This is a genomic window from Cellvibrio sp. UBA7671 (genome assembly GCA_002483145.1).
Lineage (GTDB): Bacteria > Pseudomonadota > Gammaproteobacteria > Pseudomonadales > Cellvibrionaceae > Cellvibrio > Cellvibrio fibrivorans.
Genome location: DLHJ01000002.1, coordinates 398,038 through 419,874, shown reverse-complemented (window position 1 = coordinate 419,874; position 21,837 = coordinate 398,038). Strand labels below are relative to the sequence as shown.

The window sequence follows — 21,837 nt, the reverse complement described above, 5'->3', positions numbered from 1 at the left end:
AAAAAGTCGAACCGTGAACCAATATTTTTTATTCGAAGATACCAAGACGGAGCATAGAAAAGTACAGATAAAAAAATAGCGCCCTGAAGGCGCTACTTTCACTTCCGATCGTTATTCCGGACGCATGTGCGGGAACAACAATACGTCGCGAATTGACGGTGCATTGGCAAAGAGCATAATCAAGCGATCGATACCTATGCCCTCACCCGCTGTTGGTGGCAAACCGTATTCCAGTGCACGCACAAAGTCAGCGTCGTAATGCATTGCTTCGTCATCACCGGCATCTTTCTCGCGCACTTGTTGCATAAAACGCTCAGCCTGGTCTTCTGCATCGTTCAACTCAGAGAAACCATTCGCCAACTCACGCCCGCCGATAAAGAATTCAAAGCGGTCAGTTACTGCCGGGTTGTGATCGCTACGACGTGCAAGCGGCGATATTTCAATTGGGTACTCTGTAATAAATGTTGGCTGATCCAGTTTATGCTCAACGGTTTCTTCAAAAATTTCGGTTTGGATTTTTCCGAGTGCAGTGCCGGGTTTAATTTTCAAACCCAAATCTTCGGCCGCTTTGGTAGCACCTTCAACGCTGCTTAATTGCTCTGCCGTAATTTGTGGATTGTAATGCAATACAGAATCAAACATAGACAGGCGAACAAATGGCTTGCCAAAATCGTACTCGCTGGTTTGGTATTTCAGCGTGGTACCGCCAGTCACCTCAATACACAATTTACGCAGCAAATCTTCCGTTAAATCCATCAAATCTTTGTAATCAGCATAAGCTTGATAGAACTCCATCATAGTGAATTCTGGATTGTGGCGAGTTGAAACACCTTCGTTACGGAAGTTACGGTTAATTTCAAACACACGCTCAAAACCACCAACGACCAAACGCTTCAAATACAATTCCGGCGCGATACGCAGGAACATTTCCATATCCAATGCGTTGTGATGGGTAATAAATGGCTTGGCAGATGCGCCGCCTGGAATAACATGCAACATGGGCGTTTCTACTTCCATAAAACCACAACCGCTCATGTAATTGCGGATAAAACTGATGCACTGTGAACGCAAACGGAATGTGTCGCGCACTTCCGGATTCACAATCAAATCGACATAGCGTTGGCGATAGCGAATTTCCTGGTCGCTCAGACCATGGTATTTGTCTGGCAGCGGACGCAGGGATTTGGTGAGCAGTTGGTACTCCTCCAAATTCACATACAAATCGCCTTTGCCTGATTTGTGCAATGCGCCTTTAACCCCAACGATATCGCCTATATCCCACAAACCCCATTTGTCTTTGATAACTTCTTGCGCTGCTTTATCAGCATACAACTGGATTGAGCCTTCACCATCCTGCACAACCATAAACGGGCCACGTTTTGCCATGATACGACCGGCAACACTAACCACATGATTCAGTGCTTCCAATTCTTCTTTGGTTTTTTCGCCAAATTGTTTTTGCAGATCAATGCTCTTGTCACCGCGACGGAAGTCATTAGGGAATGCGTTGCCCTTTTCGCGAATCGCAGACAGCTTTTGACGGCGCTCTGCGATCAATTTATTTTCGTCATGTGCATCTGGCTGTGCTGAATTGATTTCGTTGCTCATAGTCTTCACTGATCATTAATAAAAGGTTTAGGGCTGAAAAAATTTAGGGATTAACCAAAAAATAAATTACAAACCGGCTTTAAGGCTTTCGACAATAAATTGGTCGAGATCGCCATCCAACACTGCTTGGGTATTCGATGTTTGCACGCCGGTACGCAGATCTTTAATGCGCGAATCATCCAGTACATACGAACGGATCTGGCTACCCCAACCGATATCGGATTTATTATCTTCCATCGCCTGCTTTTCAGCGTTGCGCTTTTGCATTTCCTGCTCGTACATTTTTGCACGCAGCATTTTGTAGGCTTTATCGCGGTTGGCGTGTTGCGAACGTTCGTTCTGGCACTGCACCACAATGTTGGTTGGAATATGTGTAATACGTACAGCCGAATCCGTTTTGTTAATGTGCTGACCACCAGCACCACTGGCGCGGTAGGTATCGATACGCAAATCGGCGGGATTAATATCAATTTCGATGTTGTCATCGATTTCCGGTGAGATAAATACCGAACAGAAAGAGGTGTGACGACGATTGCCAGAATCGAATGGTGACTTGCGTACTAAACGATGCACGCCCGTTTCGGTGCGCAACCAACCAAAGGCATATTCGCCTTCAAAATAAATGGTGGCGCTTTTGATGCCGGCCACATCACCAGCGGACACTTCTTCCAGCGTCACTTTAAAACCTTTGGCTTCACCCCAGCGCAGATACATACGCAAAACAATTTCAGCCCAATCCTGCGCTTCAGTACCGCCTGAACCGGATTGGATATCAAGATACGCATTGTTCGCATCTGTCTCGCCCGAAAACATGCGGCGGAATTCCAGCACGCCCAATTGTTTATCAAGGCGCTCCAGCTCGGCCTGTACATCGGCCACCATGGATTCATCATCCTCTTCCACAGCCATGTCGAGCAGCTCGCGCGAATCGCGCACGCCGTTATCCAGATCATCGATGGTTTTTACCACCATCTCCAAGGCTGCCCGCTCACGTCCCAACGCCTGGGCACGCTCAGGTTTATCCCAGACGCTCGGCTCGCCGAGATCAAGTTCAACTTCTGCTAGACGCTCTTTTTTAAGATCGTAGTCAAAGATACCCCCTAAGCACATTAGTGCGCTCGGTCAGGTCTTTAAGGGCAAGTAATAAGGGATTAATTTCCATGATGATGCGCAATTTAGTCTGGGTTTAGGCCTGAAACAGGCAGAAAAAGCGAGGCGCGCATTCTACATGAGATGACTCTTGAGGCCAAATCACACAGCAGGTAGCGATGACTGGCAAGTAGCTAAGCCTCTGCACCGCTTAAAAAATCAGTTTTTCCTGCGGCTAAGATCTAATCGGACTATCTGAAAGCATCTAGCGTATGTATACTTACAAAGTAACCGGTTACATTGGTTAATAACCCCATAATCCAAAATGATAATAAGCTCGGAGTCCTAATGAAGAGTTCAACCAAATTTGCTACAGGTGCAATCTGTCTGGGTATCACCTTAGTGTTAACGGCTTGTGGCGGAGGAGGAGGTGGCTCATCTAAACCTACCGCATCCAAACCGGCATCCAGCCCCCCTGTTTCGAGCATCGCCCCCAGTTCAATCGCATCAAGTAGCTCATCCCAAGTATCGTCATCGAGCCTTGCCGCGCTTGCTAAATGCACGGTTGATGGCAAGCAGTGGAATGTCTGCGCCAGTGATAATGGCAGTTGGAGTTTTGAAAATAGCCAATACTGCATAGCTCAAAAATTCTGCCCAGCTAACCGCACTAGCCTGCCTGTCACAGCAACACGTACAGCGCCAACCGATCCCAATGCAAATGCGAAAACTCAGGCAATTTACACTTACCTGAAGAGCATCTGGGGACAAAAAACCCTTTCGGGGCAGCAGGATTTAACCTGGAAAGATTCCATCGATATGGCGGAGCGCGTGTTTACTGATACGGGTAAATACCCTGCCATAATGGGTTACGATTTTATGAACTATGGCATGACTGCCAACTGGGTCGAGGGCGTTAAACAAACACAAGAAGCTATCGATTACGCCAAAAAGGGGGGCTTGGTGACTTTCGCCTGGCACTGGCGCGATCCGGCATTGCTCAATACCGCAAGTGTTAATGACGCCCAGTTTTATACTAAAGACACCAACTTCCAGATACCTGTTAAAGATGGCGCATTGGATACAGGCAGCGCAGCTTTCGCCCACATCAATGCCGGCATTGATTTAATCGCCGTTGAACTGAAAAAACTAAATGATGCCGGTGTAAGTGTGCTCTGGCGTCCGCTGCACGAAGCGTCAGGTAACAACGGTGATGGCTGGTTCTGGTGGGGGCGTACACGCACCGATGGTGTACCGCAGTCCTTTGCCCAAATTTTATTATGGCGACACATTTACAACCGATTGACGAACGATCACGGGCTCCATAATTTGTTATGGGTATGGAATGGACAAAACGCCGCTTGGTATCCCGGCGATGAATATGTGGATATCGTCAGCCACGATATTTATGACAGCACTGATAACAAAACTTATAAATCGCAAATCAGCACTTATACACAAGCACGCAAATACCCGTTTGAAAACAAAATGGTTGCACTGAGCGAAAATAGTTACATTCCCGACCCAGATAAAATTGCAACTGATGGCGCATGGTGGCTGTGGTTTATGGTGTGGAACGATGGACACACTGCCGAGGGCGCTGGTGTTACCCATAAAGATAACTTCTGGACGGGTGAGTATTACAACACCAACGCGCACAAAACCAAGGTCTACAATCACAACAATGTCATCACATTGGATGAACTGCCAACTTTCTGAACGCTGAAAAAAGTCCAACAAAAAAGCCCTCAAACGTGAGGGCTTTTTCATCAAAATCAAATACTCACAAACCAGTCCATCAGTATTTTCTTCTCTTCCGTCGTTAAACTTTTATCGGGCGGCATAGGGCAATTTTTATCTTCAAATATCTTGGATTCCATTTGTGTTTTTCCATCTTGCTTATTTAGCCAATTATTAATCGTTAACAAACTATTCGACTGTTGCAAAAGTCCGCTATGACATTGTGCGCAGCGCTCTTGCAAAATCACACTGACCGCAGCAGGCGGAACCAATGATTTAGCCATAACTGCCCGCTCAGGCGCCTTCTGCATCTGATAATTTTTCCCAACAGATAAGCGCAGTATCGCTGCATTGCGATCATCCACAATAAAGATACTGCCATCTTGTGCTTGTGTAAGACCTACCGGTGCACCCTCAGGCCGCAAACCTGGAACTTCATGCCACTGCGAAATTACTTCACTGTGTTGCGCTACATTTTTATCGCTCATATTTTTTTGCCCTTCCCCCAAGCCACCTTTTGGAGAAAAGGTATGTTGAGTATAAGCACCTTCAAATGTAGCCGGCGCCCGAAAGAAAATCGCACTCTGCTGTAACTCGGGGCGACCGTGCTTATCAATTGCATAACTGACTAAACGATTGCCTGCCACACGATAACCATGCCAACTCATAAGCAATTTGTTTTGTAACGCAGGTAATTTTGTATGTGAGTAGTAAAGCATATCCAGCGGAGCAACGTGGGGAGGCAACAATGTCCAAGGTTGTTGATAGTCAGCTTGTTTACAGCTACTACCATACAAATTCATATTGCGATTGAAACATAAAGGCCAACCATAAAATTTATTACCTTCAATAACATTTAATTCTTCGTAAGGCTCATCGGCCTCGGGAAAATCCATACTATTTTCAGCCTGCAAAATAGTTCCAGATGAGTGCACAACTAATGCCATGGAATTGCGAAGGCCGCGCGCTATGATTTCAAAATCCGAGGAAAATTTATTTGTTTTTTTATCTAGGCGGTAGCGACGGATACTCGCTTCCTTGCCATTGATGCAATCAGTGAGTGGCGCTTTTTTGTTACAACGATCTGATGAACTACCGATATTAACCAGCAGGTTTGATTGCTCATCAAATGTAAAATTTTTGAGCGGATGTAAATAATCAACATCAACAGGCAAATTATCGACCACCGTCTCCAGATCAACTATCTGACCGTTTTTCCATGAAAAACGCTGTATACGATTAGCTTCACCAACATATATTTTCCCATCATGCCCCTGCAAAATTTTATGTGGTAAATTTAAGTGACTTAATAAAATTTTGACTGAAGCATCAGGATTTCGGTAATCCAAAAGCAGCAACTGCCCCTTGCGCGGCACCCAAGCTCCCATATCAACAATGAGCAACTTATCATCGGGAGTTTGCACCAATGTACGTGGCATTTTAAATGGATTTTTTGGACTGCGCGCCGCGACCAACCCCAAACAGGTTCCCGCCTGGGTTACAACAGGTAATTGGGCGAACCCATCGCACTGGTCAACATTAGGGGTATAGGAACCCGCATTAACCAGTGGGCTAACTACCAGCAACACACTTATGGTGCAGAACATACACACGATATTTTTCAGCATAAGAATCCCTGTGAAGAACTGAATAATAGAAACCACGTAACTGAATAAAAAAATACCCGACTCGTTTGAGCGAGCCGGGCCAATAATTTTCGTTAAAGAACACTAATCATCCGAAATTTCAATATCCGGCAACACTTGGTTACTTTGATTATGTTGCTGTACATTAACTACTAGCTTACGCGCAATTGCGCGATATTTTTGGCTAATCGCCGATTCGGGATCAGCAGCCACTGAAGGCTTACCCCGGTCTGCATCTGCACGAATGGATAAATCCAGTGGCAAAGAACCGAGCAATTCTGTTTGGTAATCGCGCGCGATGCGTTCGCCACCACCCTCACCAAAAACATGCTCTTCATGGCCGCAGTTGGAGCAAATATGAATCGCCATATTTTCAATTACACCTAAAATTGGCACATTGACTTTGCGGAACATCTCTATGCCTTTTTTGGCATCCAGCAAAGCTATGTCCTGTGGTGTGGTAACAATCACCGCACCCGTTACTGGTACTTTTTGGGCGAGCGTAATTTGTATATCGCCGGTACCTGGGGGCATGTCGATGATTAAATAATCCAAATTATCCCAGCGGGTTTGCATCAATAATTGCTGCAGCGCTCCCGTCGCCATAGGGCCACGCCAGAGCATTGGAGTATCTTCAGTAACCAGATAGCCCATGGAAATCGATTGGATACCGTAAGCATTGATCGGTAGCATTTGCTGCTTACCCTGGTCACCAACCACTTCCGGGCGGCGCTGCCCTACCCCCAACATTTGCGGTTGACTGGGGCCGTAAATATCCGCATCCAAAATACCTACCCGCGCACCTTCTGCTGCTAACGCCAGTGCAAGATTAACGGCAGTAGTGGATTTACCTACTCCCCCCTTACCCGATGCAACCGCGATAATATTTTTTACCTGCGGGATCGCTTGATGATGTGTTGTACTTTGATTGCTTGCCATAGAACCCTCTGTGTAACGCTATTCAGCACTCAAATTTCTGCTAATGAATTTGGTCGCACCCTAACAAAAAAGGGTGCCAATTGGCACCCTTTTTTGTAATCGGCTGCTTTAGTTAGCTTCAGCCAAATGCTCAAGCTCTTCGCGATCATGCTGATGATCTTTGGCAAGCAGCATGTACACCGAGGGCAATACAAACAAGGTAAAGAAAGTACCAATCGTCATACCGAGCACTAACACAATACCAATCGCATTGCGCGCCTCCGCACCTGCACCTGCCGCAAATATCAAGGGCGTATGGCCGGCAATAGTCGCGACGCTAGTCATCATCACCGGACGCAGACGCAACGAGGATGCCTCGCGAATTGCATCAAGCTTGGCGACACCCTGCTCCTGCAATTTATTGGCGAATTCCACCACCAGAATACCGTTACGTGCGATCAATCCCATGAGGGTCACCAAGCCCACCTGTGAATAAATATTCAGTGTGCTGGTGAATCCATTGGTAAAGAACGGAATGGGCATAGGAATCTTCAGGAAGGTGAACAAAAGTGCACCGAACATCGCTAAGGGTACTGAGCCAGCTAAAATAACCAATGGATCACGGAAGCTATTATATTGCGCCGCTAATACAAGGAAGATCATCACGATTGCCATTAGGAATGCAGGCAGAAAGGTATTGCCTTCACGAATTAATTGACGCGATTCGCCGGTGTAGTCAATGGTGTAACTTTTAGGCAATATTTTTCGCGCCTCTGTTTCTACATGAGCCAATGCCTGACCTAGTGGCTTGCCAGTAACGCCACTGATTTTAACTGCGTTTAATTGTTGCATACGATTGATCGAGCGAGGCTCTGTGCTGTGCGTAAGGCCGGCAACTTGATCCAGACGAATCAAACCGCCATCAGGTCCAGTAACATAAAGATTAGCGAGATCCTCAGGATTTAAACGCTCAACACGCTTCACTTGCGGAATTACTTTGTAACTTTGTCCAGCCATATTGAAGCGATTGACATAGCCACCACCCAACAATGTACCTACATCACGTGTAACTGTTTGCAAATCCAAGCCTAAATCCGCAACTTTTTCACGATCAATGGTCAGTTTGTAATCTGGCTGGTCTACTTTCACGTCCAGAGTCGTAAAGTAAAACATGCCCGATTTCGCCATGATGTCTTGCACCTTCAATGCTTGCTCATAGATTTCTTTGATATCAGCTGTAGATGCCAACACAATTTCTACTGGAAATTGGCCGCCACCCGGTAATGCCGGCGGCGTAATTGGTAGAATTTTCACTCCAGCAACCGCTGATAATTTTTGTTGCACTTCTGGCATGATTTGGAAAACATCGCGATCACGCTCCTCCCAAGGCTTAGTCACCATGCCAGAAAAACCACCGGTCGGACTGGTCAACTGAAATGTAAAGTCAGTTTCAGGAACACTCATGAAGACTTCATTCACTTGCTTACCGTAATGCGACGATTGATCAACCGTAGAGTTGGCTTGAGCCTCTACAATCCCGAAAATAACGCCCTGATCTTCCGTAGGCGCTAACTCTTTCGCGGAAAAAAGATAGAGAGGAAAACAGAGCGCTGTTATACCAATCCAAAAAATGTAAACACCTACGCGATTTTGCAAACTTGCCGCCAAGTTGCGACTATACCATTCACGAAAACGCTCAAAAGGTTTTTCCAGCGGCGCCTTCAAACCAGTGTGGGGTTTCAACATGCGCGACCCCAACATCGGCGACAAAGTAATTGCAACAATCGCGGAAATTGTCACTGCTCCTGCAAGTGTTATCGCAAACTCACGAAACAATGACCCGATCAAACCGCCTTGTAAACCGATTGGAATGTACACAGAAGCCAGTGTTACTGTCATCGCCAAAATGGGGCCCGCCAATTCACGTGCGGAAATAATTGCGGCAGGGAAAGGTTTCATCCCCTCCTGAATATGGCGTTCGATGTTTTCCACCATCACAATCGCATCATCCACAACCAAACCTACGCAAAGTACGATTGAGAGTAGCGTGAGCAAGTTCAGGGAGAAACCGCAGACCTGCATAATAAATAATGCGCCGACTAACGACAGTGGAATCGCCAATACCGGAATGATGACCGAGCGGCTAAACCCAAGGAATAAGAAGATTACTATCACAATAATCAACAGGGTTTCCGAGAGGGTTTTGATTACTTCATGAATCGCGGCGTCGATATACTCTGTTGAGTCATAGGCAACTGTGCCGGATAAACCTGTCGGCAATTCTGCCTTAATCGCTTCCATTTCCTTATTGACCGCTTTCATTACATCCAATGCGTTTGCATTGGGTGCAACCCATACCCCCATAAATACCGCAGTATCGCCTGAGTAGTTAACAACTGTGTCGTAATTCTCTGCGCCTAATGCGACGTCAGCAATATCACTTAACCGGATAATGCCATCAGCAGAGTTGCGAATAACTAGCTGCTTAAATTCATCGACACTTTTTAAATCCGTATCAGCTCGCAAATTAACCTGGGTATAGGTGCCTCGAGTCTGCCCTACCGCTGCTTGCACGTTATTGGCCGCTAATGCAGCACGCACTTGTACTGGTGTTACGTTTAACGCCGCCATGCGTTCTGGCTTCAACCAAATACGCATAGCAAAAGTTCTACCACCCAACACGTCAGCTTTTTGTACACCTGCAACGGCCGTTAAACGCGGTTGGATCGAGCGGGTTAAAAAATCAGTGATTTGGTTTTGTTCAAGAATTTCAGAACTGAAACTTAAGTAGGCAGCAGCAAATTGAGAATCCGCTGCCTCGATACGAATCGCAGGCACTTCCGCTTCTGGTGGTAAATCACCACGCACCTGATTCACCTTGGCCGAAATTTCAGTCATGGCTTTCAGTGGGTCGTAATTCAAACGCAAGTGCGCAGTGACGGTCGACATACCCATCGCACTTTGCGATTCGATGTAATCAATACCACCCGCGGAGGCAATCGCGCGCTCAATCGGAGTAGTAATGAATCCACGCACCAATTCTGCGTTAGCACCAACATAAACGGTGTTGATGATAATGACGGAAATATCACTACGGGGATATTGACGCACAGTCAGGTTGGAACCTGCCTGTATACCCAAAATTAAAATAAGCAGGCTCACCACGATGGCAAGTACCGGCCGTTTGATAAAAATATCAGTAAATTTCATAAGTTAGGCTCATGGGCTTTTTGGCTTATGGAGTAAGTAAAGCGTGTGATCTTGTCACTCGCTCCACAATGAGGAGCGAGCAGGTAATCAAATACTAACTATCAGCTGGAGTTGGTTCGAGCTTGAACTCCGGTGTTGGCAATGCACTTACCGTTACCGCTTGTCCATTCAACAATTTGAATGCGCCTGCACTGGCAACTACATCACCCACTTTCAAGCCATCAACGATTTCAACAAAATCGCCGCGTGCCTTACCCAAGCGTACAAATTGTTGACGCGCTTTAAATGTGCCGGCTTTTTCACCGGCTTCAATTACAAAAACCGTATCACCGAAGGGCGCATAAATGACTGCTGTACTTGGAACAGCCAATACTTCCTGCGGATCAGACAAAGTCACTTTGGTTTCAACTGCCATACCGGGAATCAACTGATTTTTTTCGTTTTGCAAATAGGATTGCACAATTGCATTACGGGTTACTGAACTGATCTCTGCACCAATCGCCGTAATTTCACCGGTAATTGTCGCATCAGAGCCATCGCCCACGTTGACTTCAACTGGCAAACCGCGATTCATTTGTACCAACCAGAATTGTGGTACGGGGAAATTGACGCGCACACTATTAGTCGCTTGTAAAGATACAATTTCGCCACCGACTTGTAGATCTTCCCCCAAGTCCACTTGACGAATGCCCAAGCGCCCATCGAAAGGCGCGCGCACTATTTTTTTCTCGAGAGTAGCTTTCAAATCGCCTACATCGCCTTCAGCAGATTCCATTTGCTGAACGGCAGTGTCGAGTTCACTTTGCGAAACAGTATTGCGCTTGCGAAGCTCCACTAACCGTTCATGATTTGATTTAGCCAAACGCAGACGCGCTTCCGCGGCGCTCAGTTGCGATTGCTCATTACCCGACTCTTGCACCAGAATCACAGTACCTTTTTTAACTTGTTCACCGGATTTAAAGCGTATCTCTTTCACCTTACCGGCAACTTCGGCGGCAATCACAATACCTTCGGAGGCTTCTACAGTACCCATCGCCGTGTAACTGTTAGGCCACTTTTGCATTTCCGTGGTGAAGGTACTGACGGTTTCGGACGGAGGAGGTGTACTAGCTTGAGCCTGTCCCATAGCATAAAACTGCGTAAATTTAATGCCCGCAGCAATCGCCACAATTCCGATAAGACTTACCGCAGCAATACCGATTGATTTCGCATTGTTCATAAGATGAAGAACCATTGAAAGGAGAGAGGATTCAAAAATATGGGGTTGGCAAGCGACTACGGAGGGAGGAGGTGATAAACCGTAGGTATCCCAACCATAACTTCGGCATTTTTCAGCTGAAGAATTGTTGCACAGCCACATATAAAACCAAAACCAACAAGTGTCACAAAGTGTAAAAGTGACCTATCCGCTTTAGCTGTCAGAGAAAACCAGCCGACCATCTGGTCGGTTGGCAAATAATATTCCCTTTTTGATCATTGTCCAACGAATTGTTAGGCATAACACAAAGTTATGACATTCATCATTCAATGATGCCGCTATTCTCCACAATGGAGTGACAAGACCTGTCAGCAGAACTAATCGCCCGTTATGAAGGATGATAAAAGCTCAATCGACCAACTCGGCGGTGGTAATGCAGTAATTGCTCTCCGGCTCAGATACGCCGCCCCCCAAAGGATCATGAACAATACCTACCTCGTAGTGGTCACCGGTAATTTGAGCAAGCAATTCACGAAGGGCCGCATACCGTTCAAGCGGATAACCGATGATATCGCCCTCCACCAGAACCACGTTTGAGCAATCCAGAATTGCAGCCCTACCTGCCACTTTTACCCACCCACCAACCGCTTGGATCTGGATACGAATAAGGCCGTAATGGTATTTATGAATAGAATCAACTTTGGGAATAAAATGGCGGAAATTTTGCCCAGCCGAAAAGAAAGAAGAAGATTTGAATTTTGAACCTATCACCCCTGCCGCAGACAGATGGCGCTCAATCAATTGAGTTTTATTAAAACCAACATAGGGTTCAGGATAAAAAATTAATGCAGTGGCGGTCATATAAACATCCTTGCTGTATGTGTTGATTAATGTCTGTCCGTGATTAGGCGGATTCAACCAAAGAACCGACTAAAAATCAACAAATGAAACTCGCTGAATTTAGCGATAAGTCTGCTAGGATTTGCGCTCTTTCGATTTTTCCAAGGAATATTTATGACCTGGGCACCCCACGTAACCGTCGCCACCATTATTGAACGCGATAATCGTTTTCTAATGGTGTACGAAGAGGCCGATGGCAAAAAAGTTTACAACCAACCGGCTGGCCATTTAGACCCTAACGAGACATTAAAAGAAGCGGCAATTCGCGAGACCCTGGAAGAGACAGGCTGGACTGTGGAGTTGACTGGTGTAGTAGGTGTGAATTTGTATACCGCGCCCAGCAATGGTATCACCTACTTCCGCACCACGTTTATTGCCAACGTCGTCAGTCATGATGCAGCGCGCACTTTGGATACCGGCATCATTGAAGCCGTCTGGCTGACCTATGAGGAGCTGCTGGCCCGCAAAGACCAGTTACGCAGCCCCATGACCCTGCAAATCATTGAAGAATACCTTGCAGGGCGCCGCTTTCCCCTCAATGTCGTCGGCTAAGGTGGCAGTGAGGGGCCGGGGCGGGTAAAATGCCCGCCTTTCCCTTTCCCAGCAGTTGCTCCTTATGTCAGACGCTCTTCCCGCCCCCGTCTCAAGCTCATCTATAGGCCAGGGCCAAAAAGTTATCGTTGGAATGTCCGGCGGTGTTGATTCCTCAGTCTCTGCCCTGCTCCTGAAACAACAGGGCTATCAGGTCGAAGGCCTGTTCATGAAAAACTGGGATGAGGACGACGGCACTGAATACTGTACGGCCAAAGCCGATCTGGCGGATGCCGAAATGGTCTGCGAACGCATTGGTATCAAGCTACACACCGCTAATTTTGCAGCGGAATATTGGGATAACGTATTCGAACACTTCCTCGAAGAGTACAAGGCCGGGCGTACACCTAACCCGGATATCCTGTGTAACCGCGAGATCAAATTCAAAGTTTTTATGGAATACGCGCGCATGTTGGGTGGCGAGCTGATTGCCACCGGCCACTATGTGCGCCGGGCCGACCGCAATGGCCATGCCCATCTGCTGAAAGGCCTAGACCCCAACAAAGACCAAAGTTACTTTTTACATGCGGTGGGCGAAGCTGAATTTGCCAAGTCCCTGTTTCCTGTCGGTGAGCTGGAAAAGCCGGAAGTACGCCGGATTGCAGAAGAACACGGTCTGGTTACTCACAACAAAAAGGACAGCACCGGGATTTGTTTTATCGGCGAGCGCCGCTTTAAAGACTTTTTGCAACAGTACCTGCCCGCACAACCGGGTGAGATTCAAACCCCAGACGGCAAGGTGATCGGCGAGCATATGGGTCTGATGTATCACACTATTGGCCAGCGTCAGGGGTTGGGCATTGGCGGCGTAAAAGGTGCCAACGAAGAGCCCTGGTTCGTTGCGCAGAAAGACTTGACACGCAATGTGCTGATAGTAGTGCAAGGTACGGATCACCCTCTTTTATATACCGATCACTTAATTGCCCAGCAAGCCCATTGGATTAATGGCACCCCGCCCTCATCTACCTTTACCTGTACTGCCAAAACCCGCTACCGCCAACCCGATCAGGAGTGCGTAGTAACCCTGTTGGCTGATGGCACCCTGGATGTGGGTTTTGCGCAACCGCAGCGCGCAGTAACACCGGGCCAATCCGTCGTTTTTTATGAGCATGACATCTGCCTCGGTGGTGCAGTGATCGAATCTACCGACAACCGCTAACCCGTAAATCAAATCCCTTTTCAAGTAGCTGAGAGAATTTCGCGTGAGCAAAAACTGGCAAGACATTACCCTCGCCCTCGCAGGCGTATTCCAAGCAACTGCATTAGTGGAACAGGTTGCAAAAACAGGCCATGTCCCGCCCGATGCCTATAAATGCAGTATTGAAAGCATGCTCGACCTCAATCCTGAGAGCACACTCGCCGTTTATGGCGGGAACCTGGAAAACCTTCGTACCGGGCTCGAAGTCATGCGCGAACTACTGCGCCCCGGCTCGCAAAAACACCGGGAAACATTGCGCTATGGTTTAGGTGTGCTACACCTGCAGAAAAAACTCGCTGGCCGGCGCGATATGCTCGGCGTTATTGGCAGCCGTCTGGAACAAGTTGCGCAACAGGCGCAACATTTTTCGTCTACCCATGAAAACGTTATCGCCAATTTAGGCACGCTCTATACCGAAACGCTGAGCACCTTCCGTTTTCGCATTCAAGTTAATGGCGACTACAATTATCTGCAACAACAGCGCATCGCCAACCAAATACGCGCCCTGCTGCTCGCTTCAGTGCGGTCGGCAATCTTATGGCGACAAGTTGGCGGCAACCGCTTGCAACTCCTGTTTTATCGTAAGCATATTGCGCAACAGGTCGATGATTTTTTGCGCAGGATGTAATTGATTCATAAAACACGGTGAACAAATTCGCATTTTATTTTTTAATCTTTAAACGAGAAACACAATGGACAATTCATTTAACACACTCAACGCGCTTAATGCTGTATCGCCAGTTGATGGCCGTTACGGTAGCAAAACCATCGCACTGCGCAGCATTTTTAGCGAATTCGGATTAATTCGTTTCCGCGTAGAAGTGGAAGTTCGCTGGTTGCAACAACTCAGTCGCCTTGAAGGTGTTCAGGAAGTCCCGGCATTCAGTGGAGCGACCAATGCATTTCTCGACAAGATCGTTACTGATTTTAACGAGGCCGATGCACAAGCAGTAAAAGATATCGAGCGCACCACCAACCACGATGTAAAAGCGGTTGAATATTTTCTTAAAAACAAATTTGCTGGCAATCCTGAACTCGAGGCCGTGTTGGAATTTGTACACTTCGCATGTACCTCGGAAGATATCAATAACCTCTCGCACGCATTAATGCTGCGCGAAGGCCGCAAAGTATTTCTGAAAGATGCTGAATCCATTATCGACGGAATCGCCAAACTCGCACACGATTACGCGGCAGATTCCATGCTCTCCCGCACTCACGGCCAAACCGCATCACCCACTACTGTGGGCAAAGAAATGGCGAACGTGGCTGCGCGTTTACGTCGCCAGTTAAAAACCATTAAAGAAGTGGAATTGCTCGGCAAAATTAATGGCGCCGTTGGTAACTACAATGCACACTTGTCTGCCTACCCTGATGTAGATTGGCAAACCAATGCGAAAGAATTTGTTGAAAGCTTGGGCTTGAGCTGGAACCCCTACACTACCCAAATCGAACCGCACGATTACATAGCTGAATTGTTTGACGCGATTGCACGTTTCAATACCATCGTGATCGATTTTGACCGCGACATCTGGGGTTATATCTCACTCGGTTACTTCAAACAAAAGACCATCGCCGGTGAAGTGGGATCTTCCACCATGCCCCACAAAGTGAACCCGATCGATTTTGAAAACTCTGAAGGTAACCTGGGGATCGCTAATGCGATTTTCACCCACCTCGCACAAAAACTGCCAATCTCCCGCTGGCAGCGCGACCTCACCGACTCAACTGTATTGCGTAATATGGGCGTCGGTTTTGGTTACGGCATGATTGCTTACGCATCTACGTTAAAAGGTATGAGCAAATTAGAAATTAACCGTGCACGTCTCGCGGAAGATTTGAATAATTCATGGGAAGTGTTAGCCGAACCAATCCAAACCATTATGCGTCGCTATAACGTCGCAGAACCCTATGAGAAATTAAAAGCACTGACTCGTGGCCAGACTATTAACCGCGAAGTGCTCGCTGCATTTGTAGAAACCTTGGATATCCCCGAACACGCAAAACAAACCATGCGCGATTTAACCCCCGCCAATTACATTGGCAATGCGGTGGATCAAGCCAAGGCGATCTAAACCGTGAAAAAATAAAGGGCTCTTCAAGAGCCCTTTCTTATTTTGATTCCCATTTTATTTTCAGGTAATAAAAATGACCGCACCACTTACCCATCTCGGCGCTATGCCCATCGAAGAATTTCTGCGCGATTACTGGCAAAAAAAACCGCTGCTTATACGCAATGCTTTTCCCGGTTTTGAGTCTCCACTTTCGCCCGATGAATTAGCAGGCTTGGCTTTGGAAGAGGAAGTTGAATCGCGCATCGTATTGGAAAAAGGTGCGACGCCCTGGGAATTGCGTAACGGTCCATTCGATGAAAAAACTTTCGAGACATTACCAGAAAGTCATTGGACATTATTAGTTCAAGCAGCCGATCAATATGTGCCGGAAGTAAACCAAATGCTCGATGCATTTCGTTTTATTCCCAACTGGCGTCTGGATGACATTATGATCAGCTATGCACCGGATAAGGGCGGTGTCGGTCCACACTTTGATTATTACGATGTATTTTTACTGCAAGGTTTGGGGAAACGCCATTGGAAAATCGGTCAGATGTGCGATAACGATTCACCGCGTATTGAAGGTACCCGCTTAAAAATCCTGAGCGAATTCCACACTACTGACGAATGGGTAGTTGAACCGGGCGATATGCTTTATATACCGCCCGGGATTGCCCACTGGGGCAATGCGCAAGGCGATGACTGCATGACCTACTCAATCGGTTTCCGCGCACCCAGCCATGCCGATATTATTTCGGAGGTCGGCCAGGAGGTTGCATTGTCTATTGCCGATGATTTGCGCTTTAGCGACCCGGATTTGAAATTGCAGAATAATCCTGGCGAGATTGGTGCTGAAGCTATCGCGCAAGTACAGAAAATTTTGCAACAACATTTAACCGCAGAAAATATCGCCCATTGGTTCGGAAAATTTATGACTGAGCGTAAATATCTGGATCACACCGACGAAGAGCCGATGGATATCGATGCCGATGAGTGGCAATCAGCCCTCGCTGATGGCGAATTGCTCTGGCGCCACCCATCGGCTCGCCTCGCTTTCCACAGCGATGCTAAGGGTACTTTATTATTTGCCGATGGCGAAGCGATTTGCTGTTCGCGCGAGCTGGCTGAGTTAGTGTGTAAAGAAGTGGAGATTAGTTGGCGCGAACTCAAAGAGTTAGTGCAAGATCCACAAAACCGCGCGGCAATTACCCAACTGGTCAATCAGGAAACCTTATTGGTCGATGAATAGCATGCTGATCACAATTATTCCCACCAGCTGGCAGCAACATAAAGCGGATTTAACTAAAATCCGAACCGATGTTTTTATGCACGAACAACAGGTTTCTGCAGCAGATGAGTGGGATGGATTGGATGAGCAAGCGATGCATTTTTTAGCCTTATCGGCAACTGACGAGGCCATAGGTTGTGCCCGATTATTGCACGAGACATCGGGCATAAATAATCTGTATCACATCGGTCGGGTTGCCATTCTCGAATCTTTTCGCAACCAAGGTATCGGCCATCAATTGATGCAGTTTGTAATCGCTTATTGCAAAAAAACAGCGCCCGCGAATCACATTTATTTACACGCGCAGACTGAACGCCGCCATTTTTACGAAGCATTGGGTTTTATTGCAGAAGGACATGAATTTATGGATGCAGGAATACCTCATGTCCGTATGTATCTACCGCACTAAAGGAGCAATAAAATGGCTGAACAATCATCAGCAAGTGATACGCTGTGGCTGTTGGATGGAATTTCGGATTTTCGCACTTATAGCGAACAATTGATCACGCAAAGTCGCCGTTCAATCGCCATTCTCACACGCGACCTGGATGCACTTGTCTACGCCACACCAGAATGCGTACAGCACTTATCAGACTTTGTGCGTTCCAGTCGCAATGCACAAATGCAAATATTGATTAAAGATACCAAACCCGCGATCGAAACCGGGCACTTGCTTGTGCGGCTTGCGCAGCGACTTTCATCCAAAATCCTCGTGCGTAAAATGACCGTTGAGCCCAACAATAAAGAAATGGGTTTTATGCTGGGTGATACTGACAAGCTACTCTATAAAAACGACGATGCACTGTATCGCGGTTTTTTTAATAGTGCCGCCGCCAGTGAAATAAAGTCCTTGCGCGAGGAATTCAATTACCTCTGGCAATATGGCGAACTTGAGCCTGAATTCCAAGTGCTGCACATTTAAGCTGCAAGCCCTACCCCCCGGTAATACCCATAAAAACTGTTGCCAAACTTCACAACGCGTAAAAAAAGCAGTTTTTGCCGGAAAAGCAGCGTATTTTTTGTTGCCGATTACTTTTTTATCCTATATATATAGCGTCAATCCGCGTTTAGGCCCGTTTAAGCCTACAAATGCAGGGCTTTTTGTTATAAAAGTTGTTGTACGAGTATTGCCAGGATCAACCAGACTCTGCAATTCACGTTGTTGCTATACGTAGTGACTATAGTTAGTTACTACGCTATTACTACACGAGCATCTTTGTTCAAAAGATAAGCATACCCACTCATCAATAAATAGAAGGAAACCAATATGGCCGCCAAAAAACCTGCTGCCCCTAAAGCTGCTCCAGCTAAAAAAGCACCTGCTGCTAAAGCTGCTGCCCCTAAAGCCGCACCAAAAGCTGCCGCTAAAAAAGCACCAGCACCAAAAGCCGCTGCTAAAAAAGCACCTGCTGTTAAAGCTGCTCCCGCTGTTGTTAAGCCGATTGCTGAACGCCAAAACAAAACCCAAATGTTGCAACAAATTGCTGACTCAACCGAACTGAGCAAAAAACAAGTTCAAGCAGTATTAGACGAGTTGACCAACATTATCGAAGGCCACATCAAGAAGAAAGGCGTGGGCGAATTCGTATTCCCTGGCCTGTTGAAAATTACCACCGTTAAGAAGCCCGCCACTAAAGCACGCAAAGGTATCAACCCCTTCACTGGCGAAGAAGTGATGTTCAAAGCCAAACCAGCGAGCACCTCTGTAAAAGTGCGCCCGCTGAAAAAACTGAAAGAAATGGCTGTTTAAATACTCGCTGCTTCTTGCACAAAAAGCCCCGCAACAGCGGGGCTTTTTATTGATACTCAAATCAATCTATAAAACCCTAAACCCTTCGCCCACCAATGCATTTTGCAAGCGCTTGATGCGCTCAGCAAATTCATCCGCCGTGTATTCTTTTGCGGGGAGCTTACCCCAAATCGGTTGAGGCCATGCCGGGTCGTCGGTAAAGCGAGCAATATGATGAATATGGAGCTGGCGCACCACGTTGCCAAGTGCCGCCACATTCATTTTGTCGGCATCAAACACGCTGGTCATCACCTCTGACAAACGACAAGACTCCCGAATCAACTGCAGCTGCTCATCTTCTGCCAAGTGATGTATCTCATACACGTCCTCGCGCTTGGGCACCAAAATGCACCAGGGATAATTAGCATCACGGCTTAGCAGCAGTAGTGATAAATCAAATTCACCGATAACGATAGAGTCTTGGGCAAGACGAGGATGAAGTTCAAACATGGTGCCTTCCTTCTTTTATTTGACAAGAGATAGACACTGGAGCACCCGAGGCGCTATACCAATATCTCCAACCGCCGTAGAATAAGCGGCTTTGAAACCCATTATAGCTACCAAGAAGTCATAACTATGCGTTCCAGCCGATTTTTAATTGCCACACTTAAAGAAACACCTTCAGATGCGGAAGTTATCAGCCATCAATTGATGCTGCGCGCGGGCATGATCCGCAAAATGGCCTCAGGCCTCTATAACTGGTTGCCAATGGGTTTGCGTGTGCTGCGCAAGGTCGAAAAAATTGTGCGTGAAGAGATGAATAAGTCCGGTGCCATGGAAGTATTGATGCCGGTAGTACAACCCGCAGAGTTGTGGGAAGAGTCGGGTCGCTGGCAGCAATACGGGCCCGAATTACTGCGCATGACTGACCGCCATGACCGCCCCTTCTGCCTCGGCCCAACCCATGAGGAAGTGATTACCGATTTGATCCGCAATGAGATCAGAAGCTATAAACAATTACCGGCGAATTTTTACCAAATCCAAACCAAATTCCGCGACGAAATTCGTCCACGTTTTGGTGTAATGCGCTCGCGCGAATTTATCATGAAGGATGCTTATTCCTTCCACACCAGCACTGAGTCCCTGCAAGAAACTTACGATGTGATGCATGCAACCTACTGCAATATCTTCACCCGTTTGGGTTTGCAATTCCGCCCGGTATTGGCTGATACCGGCTCAATCGGTGGCGCCTTCTCCCATGAATTCCATGTATTGGCCGATAGCGGTGAAGACGATATCGCGTTCAGTAACGCCAGCGACTATGCAGCCAATATCGAAAAAGCCGAAGCCCTGCCACCTTCAACACCACGCGCCGCCGCGCAACACGTGATGCAGGAAGTCGCAACACCAGGCAAACACAGTATCGATGAAGTCTGTGAGTTCCTGAAAGTCCGCCCGCAACAAACGGTAAAAACCCTGATCGTGCTGGGTGAAGTACGCGAAGATAAAACTCAGCCGCTGGTAGCGCTGGTATTACGTGGCGACCACGAACTCAACGAGATCAAAGCAGAGAAATTAACCGGTATCGCATCACCACTGACACTGGCACCTGAAGCGCGCATCAAAGCGGAGTTGGGTGTTGGCGTAGGTTCACTGGGTCCAGTCGATCTGAAGATCGCCGTGATTGTTGACCACTCCGCTGCGCACCTCTCGGATTTTGTCTGCGGTGCCAATAAAGATGGCTTCCACCTGACGGGTGTAAATTGGGAACGCGACGCGACTGCACCGCTGGTTGCCGATATCCGCAATGTAGTGACCGGTGACCCAAGCCCTTGCGGTAAAGGCACATTGGAAATTAAACGCGGTATTGAAGTTGGCCACATATTCCAACTCGGTACTAAATATTCTGAAGCGATGAAAGCCAAGGTCTTGGATGTCAACGGTAAAGAGCAAACCATGATTATGGGTTGTTATGGTATTGGCGTAACTCGCGTTGTCGCCTCGGCCATCGAACAGAATTTTGATGAAAACGGTATTATCTGGGCAGATTCCATTGCACCTTTCCATATCGCCATAGTGCCGATCAACATGCAGAAATCCCCAGCTGTTGCCGCCAAATGCGAAGAGCTTTATACACAACTGCAAGAGGCAGGCTTGGATGTCTTGTTGATGGATGAAGACAAGGCACGTCTCGGAACCATGCTGGCAGATACCGACTTGATGGGTATCCCACATCGCATTGTGATTGGCGATCGCGGGCTGGAGGCCGGCAGCATCGAATACAAAGGGCGTCGCGATGCGGAGAAACAGGAAATTCCGGTGAACGATATTGTGAGCTTCCTGAAAGCCACTGTGAAAGTGTAAACCCACCTTATCTGTGCCCCCTCGAATTATCGAGGGGGCACTTTGTCATCCGCCCCCCCAGATAGAATCCACAATAGCTTCGACTAGCGCACACTTCTCTTCTGATGTGAAAAGTCGTACTTATTTTTTTCTCCGCCATTCACTTCGACAAGGATTCCCGAAATCTCAGTGCTCAAACCTAGTGTGTTTTGGTCGCAATAAATTGTTGTGCAAAGTCCGCTTATTGTGTGCACTCACGCATAAAAAATCGGCTTTTTGTACCACTTCATAAAGTGGCATTCGGTTGAAAAAAATCGAACCTCTCCAGAAG

18 protein-coding genes are annotated in these 21,837 nt (G+C 47.2%); 10 read left to right on the top strand and 8 right to left on the bottom strand.

Annotated elements, in window-relative coordinates; genetic code table 11:
• Window positions 1-111: 111 nt before the first annotated feature.
• Both lysS and prfB read right to left on the bottom strand, forming a co-directional pair.
• Window positions 112-1,608, bottom strand: a complete 1,497-nt coding sequence (gene lysS, locus B4E62_RS02255) for a lysine--tRNA ligase (RefSeq protein WP_310072308.1) — start codon at window positions 1,606-1,608, stop codon at window positions 112-114.
• A 66-nt stretch (window positions 1,609-1,674) separates the two neighbouring features.
• A protein-coding gene (prfB, locus tag B4E62_RS02250; RefSeq protein WP_310072306.1) for a peptide chain release factor 2 occupies window positions 1,675-2,770 on the bottom strand; the annotation gives its coding sequence in 2 pieces (ribosomal slippage) (window positions 1,675-2,697 and window positions 2,699-2,770; 1,095 coding nt in all).
• A gap of 275 nt (window positions 2,771-3,045) precedes the next feature.
• Here prfB and B4E62_RS02245 point away from each other — a divergent pair.
• The gene (locus B4E62_RS02245; RefSeq protein ID WP_310072304.1) at window positions 3,046-4,413 is read left to right on the top strand and encodes a glycosyl hydrolase; all 1,368 of its coding nucleotides are present in this window, start codon (window positions 3,046-3,048) and stop codon (window positions 4,411-4,413) included.
• Window positions 4,414-4,469: 56 nt separating this feature from the next.
• Here the strand turns inward: B4E62_RS02245 and B4E62_RS02240 are convergent, their stop codons facing one another.
• The 5 genes from B4E62_RS02240 to B4E62_RS02220 form a co-directional block, all read right to left on the bottom strand.
• A complete protein-coding gene (locus B4E62_RS02240; RefSeq protein WP_331350887.1) occupies window positions 4,470-5,858 on the bottom strand; it encodes a PQQ-dependent sugar dehydrogenase in 1,389 nt (462 codons plus the stop codon).
• A gap of 306 nt (window positions 5,859-6,164) precedes the next feature.
• Window positions 6,165-7,019, bottom strand: coding sequence for an iron-sulfur cluster carrier protein ApbC (apbC, locus tag B4E62_RS02235; RefSeq protein ID WP_331350886.1), 855 nt, complete (start codon window positions 7,017-7,019; stop codon window positions 6,165-6,167).
• A 108-nt stretch (window positions 7,020-7,127) separates the two neighbouring features.
• The gene (locus B4E62_RS02230) at window positions 7,128-10,208 is read right to left on the bottom strand and encodes an efflux RND transporter permease subunit (protein WP_331350885.1); all 3,081 of its coding nucleotides are present in this window, start codon (window positions 10,206-10,208) and stop codon (window positions 7,128-7,130) included.
• 94 nt (window positions 10,209-10,302) lie between these two features.
• Window positions 10,303-11,427 (bottom strand): efflux RND transporter periplasmic adaptor subunit, encoded by a 1,125-nt coding sequence (locus B4E62_RS02225; protein WP_331350884.1) that lies wholly within the window; start codon window positions 11,425-11,427, stop codon window positions 10,303-10,305.
• A 387-nt stretch (window positions 11,428-11,814) separates the two neighbouring features.
• Window positions 11,815-12,267: a hypothetical protein gene (locus B4E62_RS02220; protein ID WP_310072298.1), complete on the bottom strand. Its 453-nt coding sequence runs from the start codon at window positions 12,265-12,267 to the stop codon at window positions 11,815-11,817.
• Between the two features lie 153 nt (window positions 12,268-12,420).
• On the opposite strand from B4E62_RS02220, the gene B4E62_RS02215 reads away from it, so the two are divergent.
• The 8 genes from B4E62_RS02215 to B4E62_RS02180 all read left to right on the top strand — a co-directional run bounded on the left by B4E62_RS02215 (window position 12,421) and on the right by B4E62_RS02180 (window position 19,184).
• Window positions 12,421-12,858, top strand: a complete 438-nt coding sequence (locus tag B4E62_RS02215; RefSeq protein ID WP_331350883.1) for an NUDIX hydrolase — start codon at window positions 12,421-12,423, stop codon at window positions 12,856-12,858.
• Between the two features lie 64 nt (window positions 12,859-12,922).
• Window positions 12,923-14,056: a tRNA 2-thiouridine(34) synthase MnmA gene (mnmA, locus tag B4E62_RS02210; protein ID WP_331350882.1), complete on the top strand. Its 1,134-nt coding sequence runs from the start codon at window positions 12,923-12,925 to the stop codon at window positions 14,054-14,056.
• A 43-nt stretch (window positions 14,057-14,099) separates the two neighbouring features.
• The gene (gene hflD / locus B4E62_RS02205; protein WP_310072292.1) at window positions 14,100-14,723 is read left to right on the top strand and encodes a high frequency lysogenization protein HflD; all 624 of its coding nucleotides are present in this window, start codon (window positions 14,100-14,102) and stop codon (window positions 14,721-14,723) included.
• Window positions 14,724-14,787: 64 nt separating this feature from the next.
• Window positions 14,788-16,167, top strand: coding sequence for an adenylosuccinate lyase (gene purB, locus B4E62_RS02200; RefSeq protein ID WP_331350881.1), 1,380 nt, complete (start codon window positions 14,788-14,790; stop codon window positions 16,165-16,167).
• Window positions 16,168-16,240: 73 nt separating this feature from the next.
• Window positions 16,241-17,395 carry a cupin domain-containing protein gene (locus tag B4E62_RS02195; RefSeq protein WP_331350880.1) on the top strand — a complete coding sequence of 385 codons (1,155 nt, stop codon included), beginning with the start codon at window positions 16,241-16,243 and terminating at the stop codon, window positions 17,393-17,395.
• A gap of 1 nt (window position 17,396) precedes the next feature.
• Window positions 17,397-17,843, top strand: coding sequence for a GNAT family N-acetyltransferase (locus B4E62_RS02190; protein WP_331350879.1), 447 nt, complete (start codon window positions 17,397-17,399; stop codon window positions 17,841-17,843).
• Between the two features lie 12 nt (window positions 17,844-17,855).
• Window positions 17,856-18,356, top strand: a complete 501-nt coding sequence (locus B4E62_RS02185) for a hypothetical protein (protein WP_310072285.1) — start codon at window positions 17,856-17,858, stop codon at window positions 18,354-18,356.
• 345 nt (window positions 18,357-18,701) lie between these two features.
• A complete protein-coding gene (locus tag B4E62_RS02180) occupies window positions 18,702-19,184 on the top strand; it encodes an HU family DNA-binding protein (RefSeq protein WP_310072283.1) in 483 nt (160 codons plus the stop codon).
• 66 nt (window positions 19,185-19,250) lie between these two features.
• Here the strand turns inward: B4E62_RS02180 and B4E62_RS02175 are convergent, their stop codons facing one another.
• Complete coding sequence (locus B4E62_RS02175; protein WP_310072281.1) at window positions 19,251-19,673, bottom strand: HIT family protein; 423 nt, start codon at window positions 19,671-19,673, stop codon at window positions 19,251-19,253.
• A 126-nt stretch (window positions 19,674-19,799) separates the two neighbouring features.
• Between B4E62_RS02175 and B4E62_RS02170 the strand changes: the two genes are divergently transcribed.
• Window positions 19,800-21,527 carry a proline--tRNA ligase gene (locus B4E62_RS02170; RefSeq protein WP_331350878.1) on the top strand — a complete coding sequence of 576 codons (1,728 nt, stop codon included), beginning with the start codon at window positions 19,800-19,802 and terminating at the stop codon, window positions 21,525-21,527.
• Window positions 21,528-21,837 lie beyond the last annotated feature (310 nt).

What these genes read in the sequence shown, in the direction of transcription:
- lysS (WP_310072308.1), bottom strand. Translation starts at nt 1,608, where the DNA reads ATGAGCAACGAAATCAATTCAGCACAGCCAGATGCACATGACGAAAAT.
- B4E62_RS02245 (WP_310072304.1), top strand. Translation starts at nt 3,046, where the DNA reads ATGAAGAGTTCAACCAAATTTGCTACAGGTGCAATCTGTCTGGGTATC.
- apbC (WP_331350886.1), bottom strand. Translation starts at nt 7,019, where the DNA reads ATGGCAAGCAATCAAAGTACAACACATCATCAAGCGATCCCGCAGGTA.
- B4E62_RS02230 (WP_331350885.1), bottom strand. Translation starts at nt 10,208, where the DNA reads ATGAAATTTACTGATATTTTTATCAAACGGCCGGTACTTGCCATCGTG.
- B4E62_RS02225 (WP_331350884.1), bottom strand. Translation starts at nt 11,427, where the DNA reads ATGAACAATGCGAAATCAATCGGTATTGCTGCGGTAAGTCTTATCGGA.
- B4E62_RS02220 (WP_310072298.1), bottom strand. Translation starts at nt 12,267, where the DNA reads ATGACCGCCACTGCATTAATTTTTTATCCTGAACCCTATGTTGGTTTT.
- B4E62_RS02215 (WP_331350883.1), top strand. Translation starts at nt 12,421, where the DNA reads ATGACCTGGGCACCCCACGTAACCGTCGCCACCATTATTGAACGCGAT.
- mnmA (WP_331350882.1), top strand. Translation starts at nt 12,923, where the DNA reads ATGTCAGACGCTCTTCCCGCCCCCGTCTCAAGCTCATCTATAGGCCAG.
- purB (WP_331350881.1), top strand. Translation starts at nt 14,788, where the DNA reads ATGGACAATTCATTTAACACACTCAACGCGCTTAATGCTGTATCGCCA.
- B4E62_RS02195 (WP_331350880.1), top strand. Translation starts at nt 16,241, where the DNA reads ATGACCGCACCACTTACCCATCTCGGCGCTATGCCCATCGAAGAATTT.
- B4E62_RS02190 (WP_331350879.1), top strand. Translation starts at nt 17,397, where the DNA reads ATGCTGATCACAATTATTCCCACCAGCTGGCAGCAACATAAAGCGGAT.
- B4E62_RS02185 (WP_310072285.1), top strand. Translation starts at nt 17,856, where the DNA reads ATGGCTGAACAATCATCAGCAAGTGATACGCTGTGGCTGTTGGATGGA.
- B4E62_RS02180 (WP_310072283.1), top strand. Translation starts at nt 18,702, where the DNA reads ATGGCCGCCAAAAAACCTGCTGCCCCTAAAGCTGCTCCAGCTAAAAAA.
- B4E62_RS02175 (WP_310072281.1), bottom strand. Translation starts at nt 19,673, where the DNA reads ATGTTTGAACTTCATCCTCGTCTTGCCCAAGACTCTATCGTTATCGGT.
- B4E62_RS02170 (WP_331350878.1), top strand. Translation starts at nt 19,800, where the DNA reads ATGCGTTCCAGCCGATTTTTAATTGCCACACTTAAAGAAACACCTTCA.